The following is an 11,872-nucleotide window of genomic DNA, read 5'->3' as shown; positions in this document are numbered from 1 at the left end:
CAACGCGAGTCCACGCTCGATCTGATCCGATCCCGGTTCTGCGTGCCGGCTGGTCCGGGCGGTTTCGGGTGAGTCGCGGGGGCGAGCAGGTCGACGGATCGGAGGTCGGCCGCGATGTGGCCAGAGGCCTTGGTGAGCCCGGCACGCCACCAGCGCGTTGGTCTCGGTGGCAACGACCTTGTCGGTCACGGTGGGATCTGTGTCCGCCCGGTCCGCGCCGATATCGATAGTCAACCGATATCGGCGCGGTCGCGCGCTCAGCTCTGACCGAGCATGGTGCGCATCTGGTCGATCTCAGCCTGTTGATTCGCGACGATCGCGCGGGCGAGCGTCTGCGCGTCGGCGTTCGCGCCGGTGGTCAGCTCGGTTTCGGCCATTGTGACGGCACCGGCATGGTGTTCGATCATCATGGTCAGCCATTGGCGGTCGAAGTCCGGACCGGACGCTGCCTGCAAAGCCGACATGCGCTCGGCGGACATCATGCCTGGCATGCCATGGCTCGTATGCCCGTCACCAGGCGTGGGTACGGGCTTGCCGAAGCTCTGCAGCAGTGTGGTGATCTGCCGCATCTCCGGCTCCTGTGCCTGCTCGACGGCAGCGGCGAGTGCGAGCAGCTGTGGATTGCGGCTGCGGCTCGGTACCAGCTTCGCCATGTCGACGGCCTGCGCGTGATGCGGGTACATCATCTGGAGAAACATTACGTCGGCGCTGTTGAAATCACTGCGGGCCTGCGTGCTCGGGGTCGGCGCCACGCTCGACGCGCCATGCTCCATGCCGGGCATGGTGTCGGCATCGTCGCCGCCACATCCGGCGAGGGTCAACGTGACTATCACGGTGACAGCGAGGGTTACGCGGGTTCGGGTGATGAACATGGGGGTTGCTCCTTGCGAACTGGGAAGTCTGACAGAGGGGACCACGCCGCGACCGTGGTTCGGACACATGGACGCGGCGGAGCTGTCAGATCCGCAGAATCGCCAATTCGGCCAGGGTGGGCACGGTCCATGGCGGCGGTCGGCTCCGCCGCGGGCGCCAGTGCCGCGGCAGCGCGACACCGCTGCCGGGCCGGTCGACCGCCATCCGATAGAGCAGAACTAGCGCGAACAGCACGGTGACGGTGGCAAGGATGAACACGCAGCCATGCATACCGCCGTGGGCGCCGCCGCACTGGTCGCCCGCGCAGCCCAGGTCCGCTGCCACACTGACGGTGTCGAGCGCCGCCGCGTCGACAGGCAGTGTGGTCGGAGCGGGCGGGCGTCCGGGGGTACCACTCGGCCTGGTCGCCTGATTGATTTCGCGATCACCCTGCGCTTTGTGTATGTGGTCTTTCCTGACCACCGAGCCCGAGAATTCGCTGTTTCCGCCTGGCTGAGCCGTGTCGCGGCCTCGTTGGGTTCGGTCGCGGCTCGGCTCGGGTTCGCGCTGGTCGGGTTCGGCCGAGGAGGCGGCACCGAATATCGCGGCAGTGGCGCGCCCCGGCGCATCCGAGGAGACGACGGCGAACGGCGGCATCGGGCTCGTGTTGTCGTTCGGCACGGCCATGGCGGCGCGGTCGGCGGTCGCATGGGCGTGGCCGGAGATCCCGAAGACGGCCGAGTGCATGGCGACGATCCCAATGAGCAACGCCAGCACACCGAGCAGCCGGGCGCGCCTGGTCGCACGGAGGATCCAGGAGCCGCCGGCCGCGACCGCGTTCACCGTGAACACCGCCAGGTCGGTGGAGTGCGGCACGGTTATCCGCGGCAGCCGGAGCGTGTGGTGGACCACAAGGAGCGAGTCTATCGACCGTCGATGCGCCGCCGCCACATACCCCTAGACCGTATGGTATCGGCCTACGGTGTGGCGATGTCGACGACCAACCGGGTCGGGTTGGACAGGGTGCTCACGGCGAAGGCGGGCCGGTCGGCCTGTACGCCGATGAAAGACTGTGTGGTGCCCTCGAACACCATTGTCCGGTAGACACCCGCGACTCCTGGCACAGACGGGTCCATTGCGGGGTCGGGGCCGGAGTACGGCGTCACCCCGCTGTCGAAGGGGTAGGCCGAGCCGAGGATTCGCACCTCGAGGATCGACCGGCCCGCCACCTCGACCGGGTTGCCGCTGCCATCCTGCACCGCGTGGTCGGCGTACTGGACGAGCCAGCCGGGCAAGCCTGTGCCGCCGAGCTCGTAGACCACGCGATCGAAGCCGGGTTGGTGGCCGAGTCGGATATTCGTGACCGTGAGCCCGGCGTCGGCGGAGGCCGTGCCCCGCTTGGGTTGGGCATTCTCCGGCGTGGCCGACGTCGCTTCGGCCGACGGAGCGGGGATCGAGGCGAGCGGGGCGCCCGGGGTGGTCCCGCCGTTGCCGCAGCCCGCCAGTACTACTGCGGCGGTCGCGAGAGTGAGCACCATCCTGTTGCGCATGGGGCTGATGTTACGCAAGACGGGTGTCGAATGGTGCGACTGTCGCCGCATCGGATTTCGTCGTCGGGCGGCCGCAGATCGGTCGTGGGCGAAGGTGCGGCGGACGGCCCACGCCTCACGATGAAGGTCGCCGACGGTTGCTATGTAATTGCCAGCTCCTGAAACTGGTGAAATGTCGGCAGGAAAGTCGCCCTGGGGACAACGACGCGGCGAGCCGCGCGGCACCGGCAGGGGCAATGGTTCGCCCTCGCTCGGGCCCAACGTCGTCAACCCGGTGCTGCGCATCGCCTCCGAGAAACCATGTGTCGGGCAGCGTCTTTCGCGGGACCGGTCAAGTGTCCGCGCGATCGGTGCGGACACTGCGGTCGCACGCGACATCGAATGCGTGCCGAAAGGTGACCGGCGCCGGCTCGCTGCTCGGGTCGAGTGGCGCAGGTGATCTCGTGTACGGCCGCCGCGCCCGTGGGATCCGATGTGCCGAAGGCTCGTGCGGAGTCGCCGGACGCACGCGTTCGACCCTCGCGTGCCTCCTGCCGCGAGCGGGCGCGTGCTCTGCTCGGCTACGGGACCTGCCCGGTCTCAGGGCCGTCGACCATCGAGTACGTCACGTTCCTTCCCGCCTTGCCCGAATTCGCCTGCACCAGTGGAGCTATGCCGCGTCAACTGGTAACCGCGAAGCTGCGACGCGTCGATTCGCCGGGGTGGGCGCGACGATGCGGCAACGATCTAGCACACTTGAGGTGTGGGACATGTCGAGGATGTACTGAGCCGGCTGCGGCGGTATCCGGATGTGGAGGCGCTGAATCTCTACGCCGTGGATGCCGCCGATCGGTTGATCCTCGACGTCGCCGCCGATGCGCTCGCGACCGTCGATAGCGGAAGGGTAGCCGTCATTGGCGACGCCTATGGCGCGCTGACCCTCGGCGCCATCGCGGGCCACGACCTCCGTGACGTCCGGGTGCACCAGGATCTGCTGACCGGCGAGCTCGCCCTCGCCAATAACGCCCGCACGGCCGGCCTGTCGGATCGCTACACCGCCCACCCGCTCGGCAGCCATTTGCTGGGCGATGTCCGGGTTGTGTTGCTTCGCCTGCCGCGTGCGCTCGCCGGGCTGGCCGAGGTCGCCGACGCCATCGCCCGCTACGCCGACCCCGAAGTCGAGTTGTTCGCGGGTGGCCGGGACAAGCATCTGACCAAGTCGATGAATGACGTTCTCGCCCAGTCGTTCTCCGAGGTGCGCGCCAGCCGCGGCAGGCAGAAGTCGCGCACCCTGCTGGTCGGCGGGCCCAAACCGGTCGGCGACCCGCCGTTCCCAGTGTGCGCTCGCCTCGACGAGCTGGATATCGACGTGGTGGCGCACGGCGCGGCCTTCTCCGGCGCCCGGCTCGACATCGGAACCAGGTTCCTGCTCCAGCACCTGAAGTGGATGAAGCCGGATGCCCGCGACGCCATCGACCTCGGCTGTGGCACCGGCATCCTGGCCGTCGCGCTGGCCAAGGCGCGGCCGGGGATCAAGGTGGTCGGTACCGATCAGTCCGCCGCGGCGGTGGCTTCGGCGCGCGAGACCGCCGAAGCGAACCAGGTCGCCGACCGGGTGACCGTGGTGCGCGACGACGCGATGTCCTCGGCCGCGGACAACAGCGCCGACCTGGTGCTGTGCAATCCGCCGTTCCACGTCGGCGCCGCCGTGCACACCGGATCGGCGATCAAGATGTTCGCCGAGACCGGCCGGGTGCTGCGGCCCGGCGGAGAGCTGTGGACCGTCTACAACTCACATCTGAACTATCGGGACGTGGTCGAACGGATGGTGGGCCGGACCGAAGTGGTCGGCCGCAACCGGAAATTCACAGTGACTCGGTCCGTGCGTGGCCTCCACGACCCGCGCCAGCGGTAGAGTCCGAATTGTCTGGCTGAGTGAGTTTCCGGGGAACTCGCTACCGATGACAAACGTTGGACAGAGCAGTTGGATATCGAGTGCACCTACTCGATGAACAGCGGCAACGACTCCAGAAAGGGACGCCGTGCGTACCACGAGCAATCCGGTTTTCAGGAACCTGCCGAGGCAGGAGGGTGGTGGGTACGCCGGCTTCGGTTCCGGCGTAACCACCGCGGGGCAGTTCGGCAACCAGTACGGCCAGCCGCCGTACGGCCAGCAGCCGTACGGCCAGCCCCCGCAGCCCTATCAGCAGGCCCCCGCCACCAGGGCGATGACCATCGACGACGTGGTGACCAAGACCGGCGTCACGCTTGGTGTGCTCGCCCTGTCCGCGATCGTCTCTTATGGCCTCACCAATGCGAACACTTCGCTCGCGCCGCTGTTCGTGATCGTCGGCGGGCTGGTCGGCCTGGTGCTTGTGCTGATCGCGACCTTCGCGAACAAGATGGACAACCCGGTGCTGGTGCTGTCCTACGCGGTCGCCGAGGGTCTGTTCCTCGGTGCGCTGTCGTTCATGTTCACCAATATCGAGTTCGGCGGCGTCGGCGGCAGTGCGCTGATCGGTCAGGCGGTGCTCGGCACGTTCGGGGTGTTCGCGGGCATGTTGGTGGTCTACAAGACCGGTGCCATCCGGGTGACGCCGCGGTTCACCAGGGTCATCGTCGGCGCCATGATCGGAATCCTGGTACTCGTGCTGGGCAATCTGATTGCCGGCTTCTTCATCTCCGGCGGTCTGGGTTTGCGTGACGGCGGCCCGCTGGCGATCGTCTTCAGCTTGGTGTGCATCGCCATCGCCGCGTTCAGCTTCCTGCTCGACTTCGACGCCGCCGATCAGCTGATCCGCGCGCAGGCGCCCGAGCGGGCGGCCTGGGGCGTCGCCCTCGGCCTGACCGTCACCCTGGTGTGGCTCTACGTCGAGATCCTGCGACTGCTGAGCTACTTCCAGAACGACTAGCGAATGAGCGAAAGGGCGGTCGCCGGAATCCCGGCGACCGCCCTTTCGTTGTCTCAGCTCAGGCGCTCGATGACCATCGCCATGCCCTGGCCGCCGCCGACGCACATGGTCTCCAGGCCGAACTGCTTGTCGTAGGTCTGCAGGTTGTTGATCAGCGTGGTGGTGATCCGGGCGCCGGTCATGCCGAACGGGTGGCCCAGCGCGATAGCGCCGCCGGAGACGTTCAGCTTGTCCTCGTCGATCTTCAGCTCGCGGGCCGAGCCGAGTACCTGCACCGCGAACGCCTCGTTGATCTCGACCAGGTCGATGTCGTCGATGGTTTTGCCCGCCAGCGCCAGCGCGCGCTTGCACGCCTCGATCGGGCCGAGACCCATGATCTCCGGCGACAGGCCGGACACACCAGTGGACACGATACGGGCCAGCGGGGTCAGGCCCAGCTCCGCGGCTTTGGTGTCGCTCATGACGACCAGCGCGGCAGCGCCATCGTTGAGCGGGCAGCAGTTGCCGGCGGTGATGGTGCCGTCCGGGCGGAACACCGGCTTCAGCCCGGAGACCGCCTCGTAGGTGACACCGGCACGCGGACCGTCGTCCGTGCTGACCACGGTGCCGTCCGGCAGCGTCACGGGGGTGATCTCGCGCTCGAAGAAGCCGTTCTTGATAGCCTCCTCGGCCCGGTTCTGCGAGCGGACGCCCCAGCGGTCCTGCTCCTCGCGGGTGATGCCGGTGAAGGTCGCGACGTTCTCGGCGGTCTGGCCCATCGCGATGTAGGCGTCGGGGACAAGGCCGTCCTCGCGCGGGTCATGCCAGATCCCCGCGCCGCCCTCGGCGGTCTTCGCCGTGCGCGCCTGCGCCGCTTCGAACACCGGGTTCTGCGTGTTCGGCCAGCTGTCGGCGGAGCCGTTCACGTAGCGGGACACCGTCTCCACGCCGGCGGAGACGAATACATCACCCTCACCTGCCTTGATCGCGTGGAACGCCATCCGAGTGGACTGCAGCGACGAGGCACAGTAGCGGTGCACAGTGGTGCCGGGCACGAAGTCGTAGCCGAGCTGCACCGCGACGATGCGGGCGATGTTGAAGCCCTGCTCGCCGCCGGGAGAACCGCAGCCCAGGATCAGGTCGTCGATCTGGGCGGGGTCCAGGGCGGGCACCTTGTCGAGCGCTGCCCGCACGATCTGCGTGGTCAGATCATCGGGCCGCAGGTCGACCAGCGAGCCTTTGCGGGCCCGGCCGATCGGGGAGCGTGCGGTCGAAACGATGACGGCCTCAGGCATGAGGACTCCTTTGTCGAACGGTCTGTGCGAACCGTGTCGTTACTCGCGGGTTCATATCGAATCTACGTCTCGTCGCGGTGTGCGGGAAGCGGGCGGCCTCCCTCAGCGTGTGGCCGGTGCGCGACTTCGGCGCGACCGTCGGCTCGGGTCAGCCCGGTACGACGAACTGGCCGCGTGCCGGGATGTTGGCGGTGTCGGTGGAGACGGTGACTTCGACGAGGCCGGGGCCGGTGTCCTGGAACAGCGCGTACTGGATGCTGCCGTAGATGCCGGTGACCACGATGTTGTCGTAGCTGCCCGTCACGCCGGTGGTGGTGTTGCGCCAGGCGACGGTCGTGCGAACCTCGCACAGCGGGGCGAGCGGGTAGACGCCCGGTCCCAGACCGGAGACGGGTAGCGCGCGCACGTTGAGGATGGCGCGGCCCGGCCATTCGGAGCTGGTATCGGCCCAGGTGCGGATACTCGTCCAGCACAGACCACCGCGCGCGAGCGTGGGCACCTGCGGGAATTCGACGCTCGTCGCGTCCGCCTGCGCGCCGGACCCGGCCACCAGGGCCACCGCCGATCCGGCCAGAATGGTGGCGGCACGGGCGATGTTCGGCTGCCTCATGGCTGCGATCTTAAAGGTGGGGGTGCCGATTTATCGGTAGCCGCGACCAGTCGCGTGCGGCGTGCGCGAACGCACAGTTGGTGCGTCTGCAACTATGGGGGCATGCGCATCGCGGATCATGTCGTGGACCTCATCGGTAATACGCCGTTGGTCCGGTTGAACTCGGTGGTGGGATCGAACGCGGGCCTGGTAGCGGCCAAGATCGAATACCTCAACCCCGGCGGCAGTTCCAAGGACCGGATCGCGGTGAAGATGATCGACGCCGCCGAGAAGTCCGGGAAGCTACGCCCCGGCGGCACCATCGTCGAACCCACCTCCGGTAACACGGGCGTCGGCCTGGCGCTCGTCGCGCAGCAGCGTGGCTACAACTGCGTATTCGTCTGCCCGGACAAGGTCAGTGAGGACAAGCGCAATGTGCTGCGCGCTTACGGCGCCGAGGTCGTGGTGTGCCCGACCGCCGTGCCGCCGGACCATCCGGACAGCTACTACAGCGTTTCCGACCGCTTGGTCCGCGAGATTGCCGGTGCGTGGAAGCCGGACCAGTACTCCAACCCGGGCGGCCCGGACAGCCATTATGAGACCACCGGCCCGGAGATCTGGCGGGACACCGACGGTCAGGTGACCCACTTCGTCGCGGGTGTCGGCACCGGCGGCACCATCACCGGCGCCGGTCGCTACCTCAAGGAGGTCTCCGGCGGGAAGGTGAAGATCATCGGCGCCGATCCGGAGGGATCGGTGTACTCCGGCGGCACGGGACGGCCCTATCTGGTCGAGGGCGTCGGCGAGGACTTCTGGCCGTCCGCCTACGACCCCGCCGTGCCGGACGAGATCATCGCGGTGTCCGACGCCGACTCCTTCGACATGACCCGGCGGCTGGCCCGCGAAGAGGGGCTGCTGGTCGGCGGCTCGTGCGGTATGGCGGTGGTGGCCGCCATCGAGGTGGCGCGGCGCGATCCTGGCGCCGTAGTCGTGGTGTTGCTGCCCGACGGCGGACGCGGTTACCTGTCGAAGATCTTCAACGACCGGTGGATGAGTTCCTACGGCTTCCTCCGTGAGCGAATGGACGGCGTCGCCGAGCCGCTGGTCGGCGACGTGCTGCGCGGAAAGTCGGGCGAGCTGCCCGACCTGGTGCACACCCATCCTTCGGAAACGCTGCGCGACGCGATCGAGATCCTGCGCGAGTACGGGGTGTCGCAGATGCCCGTCGTCGGCGCCGAGCCGCCGGTGATGGCGGGTGAGGTGGCGGGCAGCGTGACCGAGCGCGATCTGCTGTCGGCGGTATTCGAAGGCCGTGCACATCTCACGGATTCGGTGGCCCAGCACATGAGCCCGTCGTTTCCGCTGATCGGTTCCGGCGAACCACTCTCGGCCGCGACGAAGGCACTGTCGGACACCGACGCCCTGATGGTGGTCGAAGACGGCAAGCCCGTCGGCGTCATCACCCGCCACGATCTGCTCGGATTCCTCAGCACCGGAACCATCGGAAAGTAGCCGGCGCCCGATCAGCCGATCGCGTCAGCCGTCGGGCGCTCGCCACGCGGCCCGAGTGGGCCGGCCAGTTGCGGGGCGGGAAGATCCGCCCCCATCGGGGCCGCTCCTGAGAGCATGGCGGACCGCAGTAAAGGGCGCGCGCGGCGTATCCCTGGGCGGCAGCCGGCGCGTACGTGTGCCGCGGCCATGCGGTCGACCGTGGCGCGAAGAATTTTGTCTCGGTTACGTCGAATCCGGTGGTAGGCAATTGAGCCGCAAATGTCAGATTCGAGTGCAGACGTAGGGGTATAGCGGGGCTTGACGTAGCTGTGGCAAATTGCCGTGGCGTCATCGGAGAGCGAAGGGATGGGCATGCACACCTCTAGTTTGGCTATTGATTTCCAGCAGGGGTTCTCCGATGCGTGGAGTTCCGTCGCCACGTTCGTCCCCAAGCTGGTCGGTTTTCTCGTCATCCTGCTCATCGGCTGGATCGTCGCGAAGGTGGTGGCGACTATCGTCGACAAGGTGCTCGAGCGCGTCGGGTTCGACCGGCTCGTCGAACGCGGCGGGATTCAGCGGATGCTGTCGCGCAGTCGCTACGACGCCTCCGACCTGCTGGCGAAGCTGGCGTATTACGCGATCCTGCTGATCGCGCTGCAGCTCGGTTTCGGTGTTTTCGGGCCGAACCCGGTGAGCAACATGCTCAACGGCATCGTCGCCTGGCTGCCGAAAGCGGCGGTAGCGATCATCATCGTGGTGATCGCCGGCGCCATCGCCCACGCGGTTCGCGAGATGGTCGGCACCATGCTCGGCGGCCTGTCCTACGGCCCGATGGTCGGCCGGATCGCCGGCGTGTTCGTTTGGGGCGTCGGCATCGTTGCCGCGCTGAACCAGATCGGGGTGGCCACGGCGGTCACCATGCCGATCCTGATCACGGTGCTTGCCACCCTCGGCGGCATCCTGGTGGTCGGCGTCGGTGGCGGCATGATCCGCCCGATGCAGCAGCGCTGGGAGAACTGGCTCAGCGGCCTGGAACAGGAGATCCCCGCGGTGAAGGGCCAAGCCGAGGCCTACCAGCGCGGTCGTGAGGACGCCGCCCGTGAGCAGTTGTTGATCGACCAGCAGGCCGCTCGCGGTCAGGAGCAGCAATGGAGCCAAAGCTCGACAACACCGGCCGGCGGGTACACGCAGCCCGGCGAGTACCCGGGTTATCGCGACCCCGGCGACGTGCGCTGAACTATTGAGACAAGTGCGGCCGCCGTAGGAATACCTGCGGCGGCCGCACTCCTGTCACCGGGCTCCGGCAACCCGGAATACAGGTCTATAGGCGGCGTCTCAGGCCGGTTGACGCATGGCGTGCAGGCATACCCCGGCGAGGCGCAGCTGGGCCCAGTCGGCCGCAGCCCAGCCGGTGAGATCTCCCGGTGCGTGTCCGCGCATCGTCGGGACCCGGCTCGGCTCGTCGATCGCGCGCTCGGTGGCACTCGTCTCGCGTACCTGATCGAGCAGTCCACGCGCATAACCCGCGAGGAGTACCGCCGCGGGAACTTTCGACGCTCCCGGCACACCGTGCCGGAGAATGTCGCGGACCGCCGCTGCGTGCTGGTCCAACGCCGCCGAAAGCGCGGGAATCGCCGCTGCCGCGGCGAGCGCGGGCTCTCCGTGCGTCTCGTGTAGTCGGTGCAAAATCCTGTGCGCCGACACTTCGAGCAGCGCGGGGCCGATCAGAAACATCTTCGTATCCTAGCAATCATTCAATATTTATAGAACTGTGACTTTTGCCGCAGTCGTGATCGCCGGAAATATCGCGCTCAGCAAATCCGCCTTGCGGAAAGACTTGTCAGCGAAAAGCATTCGCGTCGGTCAGTGCCCGGCCGAGCACCAGCTGGTGCACCTCCGCAGTGCCCTCATAGGTCAGCACCGACTCCAGGTTGTTCGCATGACGAAGCACCGGGTAGTCGAGCGTTATGCCGTTGGCGCCGAGAATGGTGCGGCATTCACGGGCGATCGCGATGGCCTCACGCGTGCTGTTCAGTTTCCCCGCGCTCACCTGCTCCGGGGTGACCTCGCCACGGTCCTTCAGACGCCCGATATGCAGTGCCAGCAGCTGGCCTTTGCCGAACTCCAGCGCCATGTCGGCCAGCTTCGCTTGGGTCAGCTGGTAGGCGGCCAGTGGCTTGTCGAACACTTCGCGCGTCCTGGCGTATTCGATGGTCGCCGCGAGGCAGTCGCGGGCCGCGCCGAGCGCACCGAAGACGATGCCGAAACGCGCTTCGCTCAAGCAGGCGAGCGGCGAGGCGAGGCCGCGCGATCGCGGAAGTACCGCGTCCGCGGGCAGGCGGACATCGTCGAAGTCCAGCTCCGCGGTGACCGACGCGCGCAGGGACAGCTTGCGATGCATCTCCCGCGCGGTGAAGCCAGACGCACCGGCCGGAACAAGGAACCCACGGATCACCTGTTTGCCCTCGTCCTCGGTCTGTGCCCAGACCACCGCGACATCGGCCACCGAGCCGTTGGTGATCCACATCTTCGAACCGTTCAGCACCCAGTCGGCGCCGTCGCGCTTCGCCCTGGTCCGCATGCCGCCGGGGTTGGAGCCGAAGTCCGGTTCGGTGAGCCCGAAACAGCCGAGCGCACGGCCCGAGGCCAGCTCCGGCAGCCACCGCTGTTTCTGCTCCTCGGAGCCGTACTTGTGGATCGCGGTCATCGCCAGCGAGCCCTGCACCGAAACCATGCTGCGCACGCCCGAGTCGACCGCTTCCAGTTCCTGGCAGGCCAGACCATAGGTGGTCGCCGACATCCCGGCGCAGCCGTAGCCCTCCAGATGCATGCCGAGCAGCCCGAGCTTGCCGAACTCCGGTGCGATCTCCTTGGCCGGAAATGTGCCTGCCTCGAACCAGTCCGCGATGTGCGGTCGCAGCCGATGGGCCGCGAATGCGGCGACGGTGTCGCGGATCTCACGCTCGTCCTCGGACAACAGCGCGTCGGTTGCGAACAGCTCTTCGACAGTGACCATTGGCTCAGCCTAAACGGGGCCGGACCGGTGAGACCGCGCTCACGTCACCCTCTCGGCGCACGATTTCCGGTTCGGCCGCCATCGCCTTGCAACATGATCGGACGAGCGGCGAGATTTCGCTCTGTGCGACCGATCCTGCGGTTCAGCCGAACCCATCGCGCGGGTCGCCTTCCCCGGGAAGTTGCCCGGGAATCGCCCCGATTAGGCTG

At 67.4% G+C, this 11,872-nt stretch carries 12 protein-coding genes; 5 read left to right on the top strand and 7 right to left on the bottom strand.

Annotated features, from left to right (window positions below):
* Window positions 1–257 precede the first annotated feature (257 nt).
* From OH799_RS19470 to OH799_RS19460, 3 genes are all read right to left on the bottom strand, one after another.
* Complete coding sequence (locus OH799_RS19470; protein WP_406265965.1) at window positions 258–872, bottom strand: DUF305 domain-containing protein; 615 nt, start codon at window positions 870–872, stop codon at window positions 258–260.
* A gap of 85 nt (window positions 873–957) precedes the next feature.
* The gene (locus OH799_RS19465; protein ID WP_406265962.1) at window positions 958–1,764 is read right to left on the bottom strand and encodes a hypothetical protein; all 807 of its coding nucleotides are present in this window, start codon (window positions 1,762–1,764) and stop codon (window positions 958–960) included.
* 65 nt (window positions 1,765–1,829) lie between these two features.
* A complete protein-coding gene (locus OH799_RS19460; RefSeq protein ID WP_406265960.1) occupies window positions 1,830–2,402 on the bottom strand; it encodes a hypothetical protein in 573 nt (190 codons plus the stop codon).
* Between the two features lie 172 nt (window positions 2,403–2,574).
* On the opposite strand from OH799_RS19460, the gene OH799_RS19455 reads away from it, so the two are divergent.
* The 3 genes from OH799_RS19455 (at window position 2,575) to OH799_RS19445 (ending at window position 5,293) form a co-directional block, all read left to right on the top strand.
* The gene (locus OH799_RS19455; RefSeq protein ID WP_406265957.1) at window positions 2,575–2,841 is read left to right on the top strand and encodes a hypothetical protein; all 267 of its coding nucleotides are present in this window, start codon (window positions 2,575–2,577) and stop codon (window positions 2,839–2,841) included.
* A gap of 303 nt (window positions 2,842–3,144) precedes the next feature.
* Entirely contained in the window at window positions 3,145–4,296 is a 1,152-nt protein-coding gene (locus OH799_RS19450; protein WP_406265954.1) for a class I SAM-dependent methyltransferase, read from the top strand.
* 127 nt (window positions 4,297–4,423) lie between these two features.
* Window positions 4,424–5,293 carry a Bax inhibitor-1/YccA family protein gene (locus tag OH799_RS19445; protein WP_406265952.1) on the top strand — a complete coding sequence of 290 codons (870 nt, stop codon included), beginning with the start codon at window positions 4,424–4,426 and terminating at the stop codon, window positions 5,291–5,293.
* 53 nt (window positions 5,294–5,346) lie between these two features.
* On the opposite strand, the gene OH799_RS19440 is transcribed toward OH799_RS19445, so the two are convergent.
* The gene (locus OH799_RS19440) at window positions 5,347–6,567 is read right to left on the bottom strand and encodes an acetyl-CoA C-acetyltransferase (RefSeq protein WP_406265949.1); all 1,221 of its coding nucleotides are present in this window, start codon (window positions 6,565–6,567) and stop codon (window positions 5,347–5,349) included.
* Between the two features lie 148 nt (window positions 6,568–6,715).
* A complete protein-coding gene (locus OH799_RS19435) occupies window positions 6,716–7,177 on the bottom strand; it encodes a hypothetical protein (protein WP_357265403.1) in 462 nt (153 codons plus the stop codon).
* 102 nt (window positions 7,178–7,279) lie between these two features.
* Here OH799_RS19435 and OH799_RS19430 point away from each other — a divergent pair, with 102 nt between their 5' ends.
* Window positions 7,280–8,668 (top strand): cystathionine beta-synthase, encoded by a 1,389-nt coding sequence (locus OH799_RS19430; protein WP_406265946.1) that lies wholly within the window; start codon window positions 7,280–7,282, stop codon window positions 8,666–8,668.
* Between the two features lie 351 nt (window positions 8,669–9,019).
* Window positions 9,020–9,883, top strand: coding sequence for a mechanosensitive ion channel family protein (locus OH799_RS19425; protein WP_406265943.1), 864 nt, complete (start codon window positions 9,020–9,022; stop codon window positions 9,881–9,883).
* Between the two features lie 99 nt (window positions 9,884–9,982).
* Here the strand turns inward: OH799_RS19425 and OH799_RS19420 are convergent, their stop codons facing one another.
* The gene (locus tag OH799_RS19420) at window positions 9,983–10,381 is read right to left on the bottom strand and encodes a DUF6401 family natural product biosynthesis protein (RefSeq protein WP_406265940.1); all 399 of its coding nucleotides are present in this window, start codon (window positions 10,379–10,381) and stop codon (window positions 9,983–9,985) included.
* A 106-nt stretch (window positions 10,382–10,487) separates the two neighbouring features.
* Window positions 10,488–11,663 (bottom strand): acyl-CoA dehydrogenase family protein, encoded by a 1,176-nt coding sequence (locus OH799_RS19415; protein ID WP_406265936.1) that lies wholly within the window; start codon window positions 11,661–11,663, stop codon window positions 10,488–10,490.
* Window positions 11,664–11,872: the final 209 nt, after the last annotated feature.

Origin of the sequence: Nocardia sp. NBC_00881, assembly GCF_045207455.1 — a bacterium.
Taxonomy (GTDB): domain Bacteria; phylum Actinomycetota; class Actinomycetes; order Mycobacteriales; family Mycobacteriaceae; genus Nocardia.
The sequence above is the reverse complement of the archived record's forward strand: the minus strand, read 5'-3'. Positions and strand labels throughout refer to the sequence as shown.

Bases quoted from the DNA above. Each gene is read 5' to 3' on its own strand.
- OH799_RS19470 (WP_406265965.1), bottom strand. From the start codon at position 872: ATGTTCATCACCCGAACCCGCGTAACCCTCGCTGTCACCGTGATAGTC.
- OH799_RS19460 (WP_406265960.1), bottom strand. From the start codon at position 2,402: ATGCGCAACAGGATGGTGCTCACTCTCGCGACCGCCGCAGTAGTACTG.
- OH799_RS19455 (WP_406265957.1), top strand. From the start codon at position 2,575: ATGTCGGCAGGAAAGTCGCCCTGGGGACAACGACGCGGCGAGCCGCGC.
- OH799_RS19440 (WP_406265949.1), bottom strand. From the start codon at position 6,567: ATGCCTGAGGCCGTCATCGTTTCGACCGCACGCTCCCCGATCGGCCGG.
- OH799_RS19435 (WP_357265403.1), bottom strand. From the start codon at position 7,177: ATGAGGCAGCCGAACATCGCCCGTGCCGCCACCATTCTGGCCGGATCG.
- OH799_RS19430 (WP_406265946.1), top strand. From the start codon at position 7,280: ATGCGCATCGCGGATCATGTCGTGGACCTCATCGGTAATACGCCGTTG.
- OH799_RS19425 (WP_406265943.1), top strand. From the start codon at position 9,020: ATGCACACCTCTAGTTTGGCTATTGATTTCCAGCAGGGGTTCTCCGAT.
- OH799_RS19420 (WP_406265940.1), bottom strand. From the start codon at position 10,381: ATGTTTCTGATCGGCCCCGCGCTGCTCGAAGTGTCGGCGCACAGGATT.
- OH799_RS19415 (WP_406265936.1), bottom strand. From the start codon at position 11,663: ATGGTCACTGTCGAAGAGCTGTTCGCAACCGACGCGCTGTTGTCCGAG.